General features: G+C 74.8%; 13 protein-coding genes and 1 pseudogene. 4 read left to right on the forward strand and 10 right to left on the reverse strand.

Features of this window, described 5'->3' with window-relative positions:
* The first annotated feature begins 42 nt into the window (after positions 1–42).
* The 3 genes from AMK21_RS16790 (at position 43) to AMK21_RS16800 (ending at position 2,818) form a co-directional block, all read left to right on the forward strand.
* The gene (locus AMK21_RS16790; protein ID WP_073878645.1) at positions 43–1,038 is read left to right on the forward strand and encodes a GNAT family N-acetyltransferase; all 996 of its coding nucleotides are present in this window, start codon (positions 43–45) and stop codon (positions 1,036–1,038) included.
* Positions 1,039–1,106: 68 nt separating this feature from the next.
* Entirely contained in the window at positions 1,107–1,988 is an 882-nt protein-coding gene (locus AMK21_RS16795) for a transglutaminase-like domain-containing protein (protein ID WP_073878647.1), read from the forward strand.
* Between the two features lie 212 nt (positions 1,989–2,200).
* Positions 2,201–2,818, forward strand: a complete 618-nt coding sequence (locus tag AMK21_RS16800; RefSeq protein WP_073878649.1) for a response regulator transcription factor — start codon at positions 2,201–2,203, stop codon at positions 2,816–2,818.
* On the opposite strand, the gene AMK21_RS16805 is transcribed toward AMK21_RS16800, so the two are convergent.
* The 5 genes and pseudogenes from AMK21_RS16805 to AMK21_RS16825 form a co-directional block, all read right to left on the reverse strand.
* A complete protein-coding gene (locus AMK21_RS16805) occupies positions 2,787–4,637 on the reverse strand; it encodes an ATP-binding cassette domain-containing protein (RefSeq protein ID WP_073878650.1) in 1,851 nt (616 codons plus the stop codon). The two genes, AMK21_RS16800 and AMK21_RS16805, sit on opposite strands and share 32 nt — an antisense overlap.
* Positions 4,634–6,403, reverse strand: coding sequence for an ATP-binding cassette domain-containing protein (locus AMK21_RS16810; RefSeq protein WP_073878652.1), 1,770 nt, complete (start codon positions 6,401–6,403; stop codon positions 4,634–4,636). The genes AMK21_RS16805 and AMK21_RS16810 overlap by 4 nt, the downstream gene beginning before the upstream one ends.
* Positions 6,404–6,584: 181 nt before the next feature.
* The gene (locus AMK21_RS16815) at positions 6,585–6,716 is read right to left on the reverse strand and encodes a SapB/AmfS family lanthipeptide (RefSeq protein WP_018956281.1); all 132 of its coding nucleotides are present in this window, start codon (positions 6,714–6,716) and stop codon (positions 6,585–6,587) included.
* A gap of 69 nt (positions 6,717–6,785) precedes the next feature.
* A complete protein-coding gene (lanKC, locus tag AMK21_RS16820) occupies positions 6,786–9,407 on the reverse strand; it encodes a class III lanthionine synthetase LanKC (protein WP_073878654.1) in 2,622 nt (873 codons plus the stop codon).
* Positions 9,408–9,572: 165 nt separating this feature from the next.
* A pseudogene (locus AMK21_RS16825) lies at positions 9,573–9,866 on the reverse strand (ArsR/SmtB family transcription factor); the annotation flags it as partial.
* A gap of 178 nt (positions 9,867–10,044) precedes the next feature.
* On the opposite strand from AMK21_RS16825, the gene AMK21_RS16830 reads away from it, so the two are divergent.
* Entirely contained in the window at positions 10,045–10,611 is a 567-nt protein-coding gene (locus AMK21_RS16830; RefSeq protein ID WP_073879186.1) for a sugar O-acetyltransferase, read from the forward strand.
* 19 nt (positions 10,612–10,630) lie between these two features.
* Here AMK21_RS16830 and AMK21_RS16835 read toward each other — a convergent pair whose 3' ends face one another.
* The 5 genes from AMK21_RS16835 to AMK21_RS16855 form a co-directional block, all read right to left on the reverse strand.
* Positions 10,631–11,158 carry a DUF4265 domain-containing protein gene (locus AMK21_RS16835; protein ID WP_073878656.1) on the reverse strand — a complete coding sequence of 176 codons (528 nt, stop codon included), beginning with the start codon at positions 11,156–11,158 and terminating at the stop codon, positions 10,631–10,633.
* A gap of 326 nt (positions 11,159–11,484) precedes the next feature.
* A complete protein-coding gene (locus AMK21_RS16840; RefSeq protein WP_073878658.1) occupies positions 11,485–13,752 on the reverse strand; it encodes a hypothetical protein in 2,268 nt (755 codons plus the stop codon).
* 175 nt (positions 13,753–13,927) lie between these two features.
* On the reverse strand, positions 13,928–14,449 hold the full coding sequence (locus AMK21_RS16845; protein ID WP_073878660.1) for a DUF6113 family protein: 522 nt from the start codon (positions 14,447–14,449) through the stop codon (positions 13,928–13,930).
* Complete coding sequence (gene mshB / locus AMK21_RS16850; RefSeq protein WP_073878662.1) at positions 14,446–15,423, reverse strand: N-acetyl-1-D-myo-inositol-2-amino-2-deoxy-alpha-D-glucopyranoside deacetylase; 978 nt, start codon at positions 15,421–15,423, stop codon at positions 14,446–14,448. Before mshB ends, AMK21_RS16845 begins: the two co-directional genes overlap by 4 nt.
* A 119-nt stretch (positions 15,424–15,542) precedes the next feature.
* Positions 15,543–15,737, reverse strand: a complete 195-nt coding sequence (locus AMK21_RS16855; protein ID WP_015611142.1) for a hypothetical protein — start codon at positions 15,735–15,737, stop codon at positions 15,543–15,545.
* Positions 15,738–15,792: the final 55 nt, after the last annotated feature.

The raw sequence follows: 15,792 nt of genomic DNA on the forward strand, positions 1-15,792 counted from the left end.
CCGTTCTCGGGCACGATCCGAACAGGAGGGGCGGACTGAGCTGTGGAATTCACCATGGGCGGACGGTTGGAAGTCCGGATCACACCGGCTGACGTGGGCAAACGCGTTTCCGTGCGGCGGCGCTCCGAGAGGGGCGGCGCGGGCGCGGAGTTCACCGATACGGTCGGTGTTCTCACATCATGGGACCACGGTGTGGTGGCGATCACACCGAAGAGCGGGGAGTCCGTCCACATCGTGGAATCCTCCCTGGTGGCGGGCAAGGTCGTCCCCGCCGCCCCGGCCCGCAGGAGGGGCCCGGCGGCCTCCTTCCCGGAGCTGGCCGCCGTCACCGCCCGCGCCTGGCAGCCGGTGGAGAGCGAGCCCCTGGGCGACTGGCGGCTGCGCGCCGCCGGCGGGTTCACCCGGCGCGCCAACTCCGCGCTGCCGCTCGGCGATCCGGGTCTGCCGCTCGGCGAGGCGCTCGGGCGGGTCGAGCGGTGGTACGAGGAGCGGGGTCTGCCCCCGTACATCCAGACGGCGACCGGGGCCGAGGGGACGCAGGAGGCTCTCTGCGCGGAGCTGGAGCGGCACGGCTGGCGGCGCGAGGTCACCGCGGAGGTGCGGATCGCCGCACTGGCGCCGGTCGGTGACCTGGACGCGGACGTGTCGGCGGTGCGGCTGAGCCGTGAGCCGGACGAGACGTGGCTCTCGCGCTACCAGCGCTTCTCCGCCCCCGGCCCCCACGTGCTGCGGGTGCTGGGCGGCGGCCCGTCGGTCTGGTTCGCCACGGCGGCGGGCGGGAGCGAGGCGTCTGCGGCGGTCGGCCGGTGTGTCGTGGACGGGCGGTGGGCGGGGTTCATGGCCGTCGAGGTAGCCCCCGAGCACCGGCGGCGCGGACTGGCCACCTCGGTGATGGCGGCCCTGGCCCGGCAGGCCCTGGAGGAGGGCGCTTCGGCCGCCTGGCTCCAGGTGGAGGAGGACAATGAAGGGGCGCGGGCGCTGTACGACGGCATGGGCTTCGCGGCGCACCACCGCTACCACCACTTCCGGCCCGCGTAGCGGAGACCGGACCCCCTGGCCGGGCGGGGGGAGCCAGCAGCAGGGACGAGCAGGGGCATGGGTCGCATATGAGCGCGCAGGATTCCGGTACGGCCGACCGCCGGCGGCAGTTCGCCGATGAGGCCCGGTCCGAGCGGCCGGATCTGGCGCTGCTCTGTCTGCTGGTGGGCGCGGAGGCGGGCCCGGTCGGCCCCGAGGAACCGCGCCCGGTCGATCCGGAGGAGACCTCCTTCGACCCGTACGGGATCGACGCGGCTCAGATCGAACTGGACCGGCTGGCCGGGCTGTTGCCCCACGGCGCCCGCTCCCCCGCCGCCTGGGCCTCGGCGCTGGCCGAACTGCTCGGCGAGCGGCACGAGTTCGGCGGGTCGTCGGCGGACTACCAGCGGCTGGAGTCCTCGCTCCTCCAGCAGGTGCTGCGGCGCCGCCGGGGGCTGCCGATCCTGCTCTCGGTGGTCTGGATCGAGGTCGCCCGCCGGGCCGGCGCCCCGGTGTTCGGAGTGGCCCTGCCCGGCCACTTCGTGGTCGGCTTCGGGGACCCGGCACAGCCGGTGCTCGTCGATCCGTTCACCGGGGGCGCGCCGCTGACCGGCCAGGACGCTGACCTCCTGGTCACCGCGGCGACGGGGGCGCCTCTGGAGCCGTCCATGCTGACGCCCGCCCGGCCGCTGGAGATCGTGCTGCGGATCCTGAACAACACCAGGGCCTGGGCCGCCGCCCGCCCCGAACGCACGGATGTGGCCCTCTGGGCGGTGGAGCTCTCGCTGCTGCTGCCCTCGCACCCGGCGCGGCTGCGCTACGAGCGGGCCCAGCTCCTGGTCCAGCGCGGGGAGTTCCAGCGCGGGGCGGCGGAGATGGAGGAGTACGCGGAGGTGCTCGACGCCATCGAGCCGACCACGGCCGAGGCGATCCGGCACAAGGCCCAGGCGGCCCGGGCCCTGCTCAACTGAGCCGGATCCAGCCGTCGCACCACGCCGTGCGCTCCCGCTGTACACCCGAACGCCCCCATCCGCGCCCATCAGGCGCGGGAATCCGCCAATTCGTCGGCGTACCCGAATGCTCATGCGCTCCACTGGAGACCCGTCACCCGACGCGCACACACGATCGCATTCTGCGATACGCCTGTAGTGCGCGCCCGGAGAGAGATGCCGAGGGCAGCTTGATGACAAACGTTCTGCTGGTCCACACCGTGCCGCTGTGGCGCGCTTCGCTGGCCTCCCTGCTCGGTGCGGGGCAGGGGATAGACGTGACGACCGCCGATCGGGGCGCGATACGTCCGGCACTCGCCGGCACCGGGCCGGAACCAGGACCGGATGTGCTGCTCACCGACCTCGAGTGCCCGGACGCGCTGGACGTCCTGGAGGAGGTGAGGTCGCTGGCCGAACCGCACGGCAGGAGCTGCCCGCTGGCGGTTCTCACCCGCAGCGACCGGCCGCGGGGGCTGCGCCGGGCCTACGAGGCGGGCGCCCGCGGCTATATCGACAAGTACCGGCCGGTGGACGACCTCTGCGAAGTCATGCACAAACTGGCCGACGGCGGGCGGCATATCGACGAGTCACTTGCGTTCAGCCTGTTACAGGTGGCCGACATGCCCTTATCGCCCAGGGAATTGAGTGTGCTCTCCCTTGCCGAGGGCGGGGAAACCGTCTCCGGAATCGCGCAGCGGCTGCATCTGACCCCCGGAACGGTGCGCAATTACCTCGCCGCCGCCATTCGGAAGTCCGGGGCGCGCAATCGGGTCGACGCCATCAGACGGGCGAAGGAGGCGGGGTGGATATGAACCCGTTCCCGCGGGGCCGGCCGCCCGGTTCGCCGTTGTTGCGGCGGGGCTCCTCGTCCGGTTCCCAGAGCCCTGCCAGGTCCCGGTAGAGGGCCGAGGTCCGCAGCAGTTCCGCGGAGGTCCCGCACCGGGTGCGGGGGCCGTCCATCACGAGGATCCGGTCGGCGCGGCGGGCCGAGCTGAGGCGGTGGGCGACGACCACCAGGGCGCCCGGCAGCGCGGCGAAGGCGAGCTCGGCGCGGGTCTCGGCGGCCGGGTCCAGGCGGCTGGTCGCCTCGTCGAGCACGATGAGGGGCGGGGCCGCCAGATAGGCCCGGCCGAGGGCGACCAGCTGGCGCTCCCCCTGGGAGAGCCGGTCCGGTTCCAGGTCCGCGTCGAGTGATCCGAGCCGGGAGAGCAGGGGGTCCAGGCCGAGCGCGTCGATCATGGCGGCGATGGACCGGTCATCCGCCCCCGGGCGGAGATAGCGGAGGTTGTCGCGCAGCGAGCCGGTGAACACGTAGGCGTGTTGGGGCAGCAGGACGCGTACGGCGGTGGCGTCGGCCCCTCGCACCGGCCGCCCGTGCCACAGCACCGCGCCCGCGGTCGGCGCCTCCACCCCGGCGAGGACCGCGGCGAGCGTCGACTTGCCGCTGCCGCTCGGCCCGACGACGGCCAGGTGCTCGCCAGGGGCGACGGAGAGGGAGAGCCGGTCCAGGACGGGATGCGCGGCCGGTCCGTACGCGAACGTGACGGCGCGGAGTTCGGCCACGGGGCCGTGCCCGAACTCCGGAAGCGGTCCTCGGCCGTCGGCCTTCTCCTCGCCCTCGGCCGGGGGCGGCGGCGCGTCCGTGAAGCGGTCCAGGACCACCAGCAGGCGGCCGCCGACCGTGGAGAGCATGGTCATCAGCGCCTGGACCGCTGGAGCCAGCGCCTGGGTGAGGTACGTCAGCGCGCCCACCAGTGCGCCGGGCGTGAGGCCGTCGCGCAGCAGCCAAGGAGCGCCGAGGAGCAGCAGGAGGGGCGGGAAGCGGCCGCAGACCGCGAGCGCCACCACCCGTACACCGGACCAGCGGGCCAGTGAACGGGCCGCGCGGACCTGGTCCTCGGCCAGGTCCCGGGACTCCGCCACCGTGCGGTCGGCGGCCCCGGCGGCGGCGATGTCCCGCAGATCGGCGGCGGTCCGGCCCGCGTGGGCCGCGTACGCCTCGTCGGCGGTGAGGTAGTCGCGCTGGCGGGCGGCCATCGGCAGCAGGGTGGCCAGGAAGAGGGCGGCGCCCAGGATCAGCGGGGGCGCCACGATCAGCAGGAGCCGCGGCTCCAGGGCCAGCAGCCCCGCCACCGCCCCGGCCACCGTGAACACGAACGACCGGAGCGTCAGGACGAGTCCGGCCCAGCCGTCGCGGGCGATCTCGCTCTGATGGGTGACCTGGGAGAGGGAGCGGGCGGTGGTGCCGGCGGGGTGCGCGAGGGCTCCGGAGAGCGCCCGGGACACCGCGCGCCGCACGAGTCCGTCGCGCAGCGGCTCCACCAGGTCCGCCAGGCGTCCGAAGACCCCGCGGGTGGCGAGCTGGGCGGGGAGCACGGCCGCGGCGGCGACGGCCAGCCAGAGGAGGCCGGTGAGCGGGCGTCCGGCGAGGAAGCCCTGGTCGAGGGCCCTGGCGACGCCGTATCCGCCGAGAAAGGTCTGGACGAACTCCAGCAGGGACCAGCCTGCCAGCCGCAGGACAACTCCGGTGCGGGCGCGGAGGAAGGGGCGCGCGTCGTGCGTGACGCGGGTGAGGGCGCCGTTGCGGCGAGTGTTGCCCTGGGCCGGTCGGGGTGGTCGGGGTGCCTTCACCGGGTCCCCGCTCCCCGCATCGCTTCGGAGCGCGGCCGACTTGGCGGCACCTCCGCCACCTCCGCCACCTCCGTACGGAACACCGCCCGGTACTCCGGATCCGCCCACAACTCCTCGTGCGGGCCCGTCGCCCGGACTCGGCCGTCCTCCAGCCAGAGGACCCGGTCCGCGCGGGCGGCCGAGGAGAGCCGGTGGGCCACGACCACGCGGGTGCAGCGCCCGGCCCGGTCGTCGAGGGCTCGGCGGACGTGGTGCTCGGTGACGGTGTCGAGGCCGGAGAGGGCGTCGTCCAGGATCAGCAGTCGGCCGGGATGGGCGAACGCGCGTGCCAGGCCCAGGCGTTGGCGTTCGCCGCCGGAGAGCGGGGCGTCGGGGAGCGGGGTGGCGTAGCCGTACGGGAGGAGCCCGACGAACCCGTCGGCGCGGGCGGCCCGGGCGGCGGCCCGTACCGCCTGGGGGTCCGCGGTCCACGGCCCGAAGGCGATCGTGTCCTCGACCGTGGTGCCGGGCAGGGCGGGGCGCGCGAAGGCGTAGGCGACCTCGGGGCGCAGGAGGGCGGGGTCCATGGCGGTGAGCGGGACGCCGTCGAGGAGCACGGTCCCGGTGTCCGGGTCCAGGAGCCGTCCGGCGACCGCCGCGAACACCGACTTGCCCGAGCCCGAGCGGCCGACGACGGCGAGCGACGTGCCGCCGGGGACGGTCAGGTGTACGCCGGCGAGCAGCGGCTGCCCGTCCTGCACGACACCGACGTCCCGGAGTTCGAGGTGGCCCGGGCCGCCGGGGAGCGGGCCCAGCCCCTCGTGCGGCAGCGGGTCCAGGGTGAGGAGCGGGTCCAGGGTGCGGGCGGCGGCCCGGCTGCGGGCGAGGGCGCCGAGGGCTCCGGTGAGGGCGCCGATGCCGACGGCGAGGGCCGCGTACCGGGAGGCGGCGACCAGGTCGCCGACGCCGATCGCGCCCGCGCCGAGGCGGAGTCCGCCGACCGCGAGGACCAGCAGCATGAGGAGGGGCAGCAGGAGGGCGCTCTGGCCGGCGGCCCGCCCGTACACGGTCCAGGTGCGGCGGCCGTGGCCGGCCAGGGCGCCGAGCGGTTCGAGGATGCGGCGGTACTCGCGGGCTCCGGTGCGCGCGGCGCGGATGGTGTCGGCGCCGTCGAGGGCCTCGGTGAGGCGGTGGGCGATGACGGACTGAGCACGCTGGTAGTCGGCCCCGGCGTCGGCGGTGCGGCGGGTGAAGGTGTGCAGGAGGGCGACGAGGAGGGGGGCGCCGAGGAGGAAGGCGGCCGCCGTCCAGGGGTCGATGAGGAAGAGGCCGGTGACCGCGCCGAGGGGCAGCAGGACGCCCGCGACGGCTCCTGCGGCGGTGACGGGGGCGGCCGCCGCGTCGGCGGTGCGGGCGGTGAGCCGGGCGGTGAGGTCGCCGGTCGGTACGGCGAGGGCGTCGCGCGGTTCGGCGGCCAGGACCCGGGCGGTGGTGCGGGTGCGCAGGTGGGCGGTGAGCCGGGCGGTGGTGCTGGTGCCGAGCACGGCCGCCCCCGCGTCGAACCCGGTCTCGGCGAGGGTCAGTACGGCGCAGAGCAGCAGCCCGGACCAGGGCACGGGCCCGCCGTCGATGAGCCGGTCGACCGTGTGGCCGAGGGCGGCGGGCAGGGCGAGGGCGGCGAGCGCGCCGCCGATGGAGCAGAGGAGGAGGGCCAGGAGGGCGGCGGGGTGGCGGCGGGCGAGCCGCCGGGGGCCGGATGCGGTCGCGGGGCGGGGTTTCAGCAGCACGTGTTCCTGCCTTCCGGCTCTCGCGGCGGTCGGTCGGCACGTGGTCCCCCCTCTCCGGACCCGCGCCGATCGCGTACGGACGTACGGACGCCGCCGGTCCCGGGCGGACGAACCGCGCGGGACCGGCGGACGGGCCACCCGGTCCGCCGGTACGGTCACCGGCGGAGCGGGCGGCGAGGCGTCACGGGGTGCAGAGGACCACGCTCAGCGAGCTGTACTCACAGACCAGCAGCGAGACCTGGCTGCCCGTGGCGAGCTCACCGAAGGAGTCCTCGGCCGGGGTCTCCATCGCCTGAAGGTCAAGAAGCGCCATGATGGTGTTTCCTTTCTGGGACGGTAACCGGAACCCGTTGCTCCGGCTGGGTGTTGAGCGGTGGTGTTGCTACGACCCCTGAAGGAGCCGGTCCGTGGGGCCGCTCGCGCGGCCGGGGTGGGCCGCCTGGGGAACGGCGGCGAGGAAGGGAAGCGTGGCGGGCGGGCCCGGCGTGGTGTCCAGCGCGCTGCCGAGGGCGAGCAGGCAGCCGGCGGTCCCGGTCGCCAGGTCCATCGACATCCGCATCAACTGTTCGCCGGCGAAGGCGAGTCCGCCCTCGTACGCGAGCGCCTGACCGGCCAGGAGGCGGGTGTGGAGGCGGACAGCGCGCTGCCGGGTCTCCTCGTCGCACAGGGGCGTGGACGCCAGGTGCATGAGGAGTCCGGCCGAGCCGCGCAGCAGTCCGGGCTGGACGTAGAAGGCGGAGAGGGCGGCCGGCAGCAGGGCGCGGCCCGCGGCCTCCAGTTCCGGGTCGGGGCGGTGGGCCAGGAAGGCGTCGATGACGGCCGCGATGCCGGCGCTGCCCGCTCCGAGGTAGGGCATCAGCCGCTTGCCCTCGACGACGAGGAGTTCGCCGTCGTCGCCCGCCCGGCACCGGTCCAGGTCGCGCCGGAGGGCGGTGGCCGCCAGGTCGAGGAGGGCGGTGTCCCCCGTGGTCCCGTACCGGCGGACCAGCAGCAGGGCGACGCCGCTCGCGCCGTGCAGGAGTCCGGTCCGGGGCAAGGGCGGGCCGTCGACCAGGGCGCGTACGGCGAGGGCGGTGCAGCGGCCGGCAGCGGCGGCGAGCGCCGGGCCTTCGGCGGCGGAGGCGGTGCGGGCCAGGTCGTCGAGGGCGAGGCCGATACCGGCGTACCCGCTGTGCAGGCCCGGTGTCAGGCCTTCCAGGGGCTGGTCGAGGACGATCCGGATGAGGTCGGCGGCCTCGGCGGTGCGGCCGATCCGGTTCAGGGTCCAGGCGATGCCGGTGAGACCGTCGTAGAAGCCGAGGGGGGAGCCGGAGGCCGGGTCCTTGGCCTGCCGCAGCAGCCATTCCTCGGCCGGCTCGACGCGCGGGGCGCCGGTCTCGTGCAGGGCGTAGAGCACTCCGGCCGCCCCGTACGCGAAGGACTGGCCGCCGGTCGCCGTGGCGAACTGGGCGATGTCGCCCGGGAAACATCGGTCCTCGCGTTCGGGCGTACAGGAGGCGGCGATGGCCCGGGCCATCGCGGCGCGGCTCCCCGGCCAGTCACCGGGGGCCGGCAGCGCGGCAGCCGGTTCCGTACCCCGCTGGATCTCCTCCACCGCCGGCCGCAGGCTCTCCCCCGCCACCGGGAAGACGCGTGCGATCTCGCGGGCGAGACCGGCGGCCTTCGTGCGGTCGATGCCGAAGAGCGTGGTGAGCGGCAGATACAGGGCGAGCCGCAGACAGGCCAGCGCGTACCGGTCGATCTCGGTGCCGCGCCGGTCGGGCGGGGCCACGAAGGCCGGGTTGGCGACGATCTGGCGGCGCCGGTCACCGGCCGGGGAGGCGGCCTCGAAGTCGAGGAGGAAGATCCGGGAGGTCTCCTCGTCGACCATGACGTTGCTCATGTGCAGGTCGCTGATGACGATGGATCGGGCGTGCACGGCCTCGACGGCGCGCTCGACCTTGCCGTACACCTCCTCGGCCCAGGCCGCGTGTTCGGCGAGCAGCTCCCTGGAGGGGTTCTGCCGGGCGAGCGGGAAGCGGCGGGCGAAGACGGTGTTGAGGGTGGTGCCCGGCAGGTACTGGAGGACGAGGAAGTGGTGGCCCCCGACCTCGAACGCGTCGTGCACGGACGGTACGCAGTCCAGTCCGGCCAGTTGCTCCAGCGCTGCCCGCTCCCGCTCCAGCCGGGCGACGGCGTCGGCCCCGTCGGCGGCGAGACCGGCGTAGGGGCGGGCCTCCTTGAGGACGACCTGTTCACCGGTGCGGGTGTCGCGGCCGAGGTAGACCCCGCCGCCGTTGGAGAAGTGGAGCGCCTTCTCGACGGTGTACGGCACATCGCCGAGGCCCACGGCGGCGCGGGCCTCGAGGTGCGGGCGCAGGAAGTCGGGCGGCGTCACCCAGGCGGGTATCCGGAAGGCCGGGCCCCGGTCGTCGGGGACCAGGCGGCCCTGCGGGTCGGCGACGGCGGGCACGGGCCGCCCGCCGGGGCCCGTGCAGAAGCGGGCGGCGAAAGCCCCGTACCGGGTGTGCACCGGACCGCTCCCGCACCGCAGATCGCTGAGGATGTACGGGCCGTGCTCGCCCTCCAGCAGCTTCATCAGCGCGGCGCACACCTCGGGGAACGTGTCCTCGGAGTGCGGGTAGACGGTGATGAACTTGCCGCTCCCCGCCCGGTCCGCGTACTTGGCGTTCCGCAGGTTCAACAGGCCGGGCGACGGTACGCACTTGAAGGGCAGCCGGTGGGCCAGGCAGTGTCCGGCGACCCGCTCCAGCACGGACGCGGCGTTGTCAGCGGCGGCCGATATGTGGATCTTCCAGCCCTGGGCCGGCAGCCGGAGCCCGTCCGGGCTGAAGGAGAGCCAGTCGCCGCGCCGGGAGCGGGTCCACCCCTGGGGTGCCGCGCCCCGGACCGGAGCGTAGAACGAGCGGTCCTCGTCCCCCTCTCCGAGGGATTCGAGGGAACGGTGGGGGGCGTCGTAGAAGCGGCGGTCCGCCTGGCAGTACGCGGCGTACTCCGGATTCACGACATTCCCCTCGCTCGGTCGTTGCTGGCGAGAGAGAAATTGTCACAACGATGAGCACCGCCAACAGTCATCGATGTCACGACTCATCCATGCGCGCGACCCATGCGGACCGCACCGCCTCCCGGTGACTTCCCTGGTGCGGGCAGGGGCGCGCACGGGGCGCGTTCAGCCCGCCGCGCGCACCAGCCCGTCCCCCGCCGCCGTACGGAAACAGAGCACGGACCGTCCGTCCCGGCGGCGGCGCACCAACCCCGCGTCCAGCAGGACCCGCAGGTGGCGGCCGACGGACCCCAGCCCCTGCCCGGTCAGCGCGGTGAGCTGGGTCGTGGACAGCGGGGAGGCCAGCAGGACGAGAACTCCCGCCCGCGCCGGGCCGATCAGCGCGCCGAGCGCCTGCGGTACCGGGGCACGCCCGGTGTCGGCGAGGGCGCCCGAGCACGGGTAGACGACGCCGTAGCGTGGCCCTGGCGCCGGGGCTGCGGGCGGGACGCGGGCGGGAACCGGCGGGCAGACTGCGGGGGGACGGATCACCCGGTGCGAAGGAAACGAAGGAGACGACGACCTCGTGACCAGCCAGGACACCCCCGACTCCCCCGAGAACGAAGCGAAGAAGGCACCACGCAGCCAGCGGCAGGCCATGCTCGCGGGCGAGCTCTACCTCGCCGACGACCCGGAGATCGCGGCGGACGCCCTGCGCTCGGCGCTCCTGAACGAGCGCTTCAACGCCACGTCGGCCGGCGACCCCGAGGCCCGCCGCGCCGCGCTGGCCGAGCTGCTGGGCGAGCTGGGCGAGGGCGCCGAGATCCGCCCGCCGCTGCGGGTGGACTACGGACACCGGATCACCGTGGGCCCGGGCACGTTCGTGAACTTCGGGGCCGTGTTCCTGGACGTCGCCCGCATCACGATCGGCGCCGACGTCCAGATGGGCCCGAACGTCCAGCTCCTCACCCCGACCCACCCCATCGACCCGGAATTGCGCCGCGCCAAGTGGGAGGCCGCGCAGCCGATCACCATCGGGGACAACGTGTGGCTGGGCGGCGGGGCGATCGTCTGCCCGGGGGTCAGCATCGGGGAGAACACGGTGGTCGGCGCGGGGGCGGTGGTCACGAAGGACCTGCCGGCGAACGTGGTCGCGGTGGGCAATCCGGCCCGGGTGATCCGGAAGATCGGCGAGGCGGAGGAGGCGGGGCCGGCGGCTTCGTGACCGAAGAGCGGGGTCGCTTCTAAGCCGCCCGCCACGCCTCCGTTGCGCACGACACCTCGAAGCGCCACCATCCCTCGGCCTCGCCCCGGACGAGCAGCGCCTTGATCGCCCGGAGGTCCGCGCCGCCCGGCACGGTGAACGCGACCAGCGGGAAGTCCGCGCTGAAGACCTCGCCGCCCAGCCCGAACGGGGCGAACCGCTCGTGCACGGCGCGGGCGTCCCGCCCGAGGGGACCGTCCGGCAGGGGCAGCACCCGTACGGTGCAGTTCCCCGAGTCCGCCACCCGGCCGGTGGACCAGTGCACCCCGTCCGCGTCGGTCGTGAACCGTACGGTCTCGCCCTCGGCGACCCCGTCCTGGAGGAACGGCACGTTGTCGACCCGGGCGGTGTCGGCGCTCCGCCGGGTCGCCCACAGCCCCTCGGTGTCGTACGGCGGCCCGTCCTCGCGCGGGACGACGCGGAACCAGACCTTGATCCGCCGGCCGGCGTCATGGGGCGGGCGCTCGTCGCGGGGCGGGCGCGGCGGACCGGCGGCGGGCGAGCTCATGGCCCCATGGTCCCCCCTGCGCCGGACGCCCGCTCGTCCGGCACCGCGCCGCCGGGGGCCACGGCACACGCGCCTTCAGTCCATGAAGTCGACGAGCGCCCCGACCGACCGCGAAATGGGTCAATCGCCGCACCGCGCTCCGCACCCCGCAGGCACCGCCGGTCCAGGGCTCTCGGGTTCGCCGCGCTCGCCGTATCGCTGCTCATGGCCGTCCCCACCGCCCAGGGGCGGGCGGGGACGGGGCGCCTGTCGGCGGGGGAAACGGCCGCGGCCCCCGCCCGGAGTGTCCGGGCGGGGGCCGTCGAGGGTGCTCACGGCCGGAAGGCTCAGCCCTCGCCGGTCAGGTCGATGGCGACCGTGCGCTGCTCCGGGGTCTTCCCGGTCAGGGCCGTCTTCATCGCCTGCGCCACGTCGTCGGCGTCGACCGGGTGCTTCGTGCCGTCGGCCTTGACCGCCTCGATGCCGTCGAAGACACCGTCCAGGAGGGTGGTGATCGCTTCCTTGTCGTAGACGTCGACCAGCCGGCCGTCGACGGCCTTCATCGACAGGATCTGCGGCAGCGACCGCGCCGGGCCGAACTGGATCTGCTTCGGGCCCGCCTTGATGGTGATCAGGTCGGACATCGCGGGCTCCGCGAACTCCTTCATCGCCCGGTTCAGTTCGGCCTGGGTGATGGTGGGCTCCCGGGTGGCGACGGGCAGTTCGACCACCCGGGCCTGCCCGGTCTGCACCTGGGCACGGTAGGCGTCGCGGACCGAGATCAGCGACTGGCCGACGTCCAGGGTCTTGCCGGGCTTGCCCGGCACCGCGACCGCCTTGTTCGGCTCGAACCGGATCGTGCCGTCCTGGGACGAACCGGCGACTCCCGCCAGATCGGTCAGCGCGACGCCGAGCTTCTCCTCGTCGACCGGGATCACCGGTTCGGCGGTGCGCGCCCCGCCGAACAGCGAGCCGATCACGGAGACCGGGTTGTAGTCGCTGCCCGCGGCGCCGCGCACGGTCTCCTGGCTGTCCAGGACGAGACCGGCCTTTGCCGGGTCCAGCTTCTGCTCCCTGCCGTCCACGGACAGCGTCAGCGGCGCCTGGGACCGCTCACCGAGAGCGGCCTCCAGCTTGGTGACCGCCTCCTCCTTCGTGCCACCGCCGATGTCGACGCCGAGCACGGTGGTGCCCTTGGGGACCTCGGAGTGGTTCAGCAGGAGCCCGGCGCCGTAGGCGATGCCGAGCAGCACGATGGCGGCCACGCCGAGGAGGACCAGCTTGGAGCGGCCCTTCTTCGCGGGGGTGGGTGCGGGAGGCGTCGGCGCCGGGCGCGCGGCGGAGCGACCGGGCGCGGGCGCACCCGGGCCGTGGGGCCCGTCGGCGAACGGATCACCGGAGCCGCCGGTGGCGCCGGGGCCGCCCGGGAAGGGGCCGCCGGGACCCTCCGGGAACGGGCCGCCGGGGCCGCCCGGACCGCCCGGCCTGCCCGGGAACGTCGAACGGGGCTCGCTGGGCACCACGGAGATGCCGCTGGTCAGCGTGTCGCCCGAGACATGGCCGCCTGGTCCGGAGTCGTGCACCGGGGACTGCGGCGTCAGGATCGCGGTGTCGTCGGAGAGCCGGGGCGGTACACCGCCGGGGGCGCCCGGGACCATCGGGCCGGGGCCGCCCGGGACCATCGGGCCGGGGCCGCCGAGCCCCGGGACACCGTCGAGGTTGGGGGTCAGCGCCGAGGTGCCGGTGACCGGGCCCGTCGTGGGGCCGGACGGGCCGGGCGTACGGACCCCGGGGTCGGGCGTGGAGCGCGGGCCCGCGCCGGGGGGCTCCGTGCTGTACCCGTCCAGGGCGCTGCCGGAGCCGCCGGGACCGGGGAAGCCGGCGCCGGAGGGGCCAGGGCCGTCACCTGGGCGCGGCCCGGCGTCCGAGAAGTACGGCAGGTCGGGACGTGACCGGCCGGCGTCGTCGGGCCCGCCACCGGGACCCGCGCCGCCGGGAACGCCGGAGGCACCCGGGCCGCCGGCACCCAGCGGGCCGGGGCCGGCGGAACCCGTACCGGGCGCCCCACCGGAACCCGGCGCACCGCCCGTACCGGAGGCAGGTGCGGGCGCCGGTGCCGGGCTCTTGCGGGGGGCGAACCAGTCACTGCCGCTCTTCGCCTTGGCCGGCTCGTCGGACGGGGACGGCTTGGCGGAGCCGCCGCCGTCACGGGCCTGGGAGGGCGACGGGGCGGCCGGGCCGCCGGACGCACCGGGTCCGCCCGACGCGCCGTCGGACAGACCCGAGGGCGCGGACGGCGGCGTGCCGGGGCGCGGGGTGCTGCCGGTGCGCTCCGGGTCGGGGCGGCCGGCGGCGATGTCGCTCTCGGCCATCGGCGTACGCATCACGACCGGCGGGATGGGACGTGACCCGGGGATGTTGATCCGGATGCGCGTCGTCAGCGTCGTCTCGGTCTTCGGCTCTTCGGGCCGGGGCGGATCGACGGATTCCGGGGTCTCGTCCGAGCCGGCCGGCGACGAATACTGGCGGGATCCGTACGGCGGCGTACCCGACGGGTACGCGGCTCCACCGTGCCCCTGGGGCCCGGAGGACGAACTGTCAGTTTCACGACTCAAAGCAGGTTCTCCCGATTGGCTCCGCCGCCCGTACTTCCCCCATGCCGCAGGCCAGGGGACGGCTCGGCGCGCGCACCACCATACTGGCCGCCGCCGTCGGACACTCCGCGACCGGGGGAAACCTCCACCTCGGCATCACACCTGTGGGGGGCATTCCGGGCGCGGACTTAGCACTTCAGATACCGGACCGGCCGTTGCGCGTGGCTGATTGCGGCACTCTGGAGGTGGTGGCGCACATCACAGCGGCGGCGGTTCCGCCGAGCATGAAGAGCACCAGGCCGAGTTCGTCGCCGAAGACATAGTCGCCCTCCGGCCGGCCGGACAGCAGAAGGAACACGGTGACGAACCAGCCGACCGCGGGCGCGAGTGCGCCGATCTGGGTGCCGGTCAGGACCCGGCCGCCGTGGAAGAGGCCCGCGGAGCCGGCCAGGGCGACGATCAACCCGCCCGGGAACCACGCCGCTTGGACGAGCGTCCCGGCGAGCGCGACGAGGGCGCCGAGCACCGCGAGCCCGAAGTAGGCCGCGATCCGAGCCGGGTTGGGCCGGGCGGTGAAGCCGGTGCCTTCGGGGACCCGGGGCGGTGCGTTGGTATGCGGTGCGTTGCCGCTGGGGGCCTTACCACGCGCGCCGGCGCGTGGCCCGTCGGTGCGCGGTGCCCGGGCGCGGTCACGGCCCTTGCCGGGGTTCGTGCTCATGCGTCCGCCCCCGATGCGGAATCCGGCCCGGCGCCCGAAGCGGAACCGGAAGCCCCGTCCCGTACGGCATCCGCCCCGGCACCCGTCCCCGCCTCCGGCAACCCCGCGAACAGGTCGTCCTCCCGCGCTCCCCCGACGGCCCCCGGAACGCCACGCACCAGCTGGTAGCACTCCGCCGTCAGCAGCGGCTGGCCCAGGTCGTTGGAGAGAGCGAAGAAGGGGCCGTCCACCGCGATCTGGGTCGCGTGGGCGCGCATCGCCGCCGCCTTCGTCCCGGCGTACGCCGATCCGTCGATCTCCGCGGTGATCTCGTCGCCGCCGGTCACGCCGGGGACGTCGTCCACCGCCGCGATGCCCGGGAAGGTGTCCGGTGCCGTGGTGCGCAGCTGGTCGAAGGCGGCCTCCAGGACGGTCCGCTCCACCCGGTTCCAGTAGATCTTGGCGATGGTGTGCGGCGCACCGGTGCCGTACGCCGGGTCGGCGGCCAGGTCGGCGGCGCGCATCGCGACCCGGTGGGCCTGGATGTGGTCGGGGTGGCCGTAGCCGCCGTCGGGGTCGTAGGTGACCAGGACCTGGGGGCGGACCTCCCGGACGACCTCCACGAGGGGGGCGGCGGCCTCGTCCACCGGGGCGGCCCAGAAAGCGCCGGGGTGGTCGTTCTGCTCGGTGCCCATCATCCCGGAGTCGCGGAACCGGCCCGCGCCGCCGAGGAAGCGGTGGTCGGTGACGCCGAGCTCCTTCATGGCCGCGGCCAGTTCGCCCACGCGGTGGGGGCCGAGGGCGTCGTCCCGGTCGGCGGCGAGGTGGGCGAGGGCGGGCGGGATGACCTCGCCCACCTCGCCCAGCGTGCACGTCACCAGCGTGACGTGCGCGCCCTCGGCCGCGTACCTGGCCATGGTGGCGCCGTTGTTGATCGACTCGTCGTCCGGGTGCGCGTGCACCAGCAGCAGACGGCGGGCGGGGAGGTCCTTCATGGGGACCACCCTACGAGCCCGGCGCCCCCCGGTGTCCCCCGCTCCCCGCCGACCGGGTCAACGGCGGGCGTACCGGGTCGGAAAGGGGGTACACGCGGTCGGAAAGCGCGTACGCACGGTCAGAACTTGATACTCCCGATCATCCCCGCCACGTTGGACGTCAGGTCCGAGATGGTCGGCGCTACGGACGAACTCGCGATGTAGAACCCCAGCAGCATGCAGACCACCGCGTGTCCGCCCTTCAGTCCGGATTTCCGGATCAGCAGGAAGACGATGATCGCCAGCAGCACCACCGCCGAAATCGAGAGCGCCACGGCGGTTCACCTCCATCAGTACGGTCGGGACGGGGACACGGGGATGTACAGAGCC

Source organism: Streptomyces sp. CB00316 (genome assembly GCF_001905595.1).
Lineage (GTDB): Bacteria > Actinomycetota > Actinomycetes > Streptomycetales > Streptomycetaceae > Streptomyces.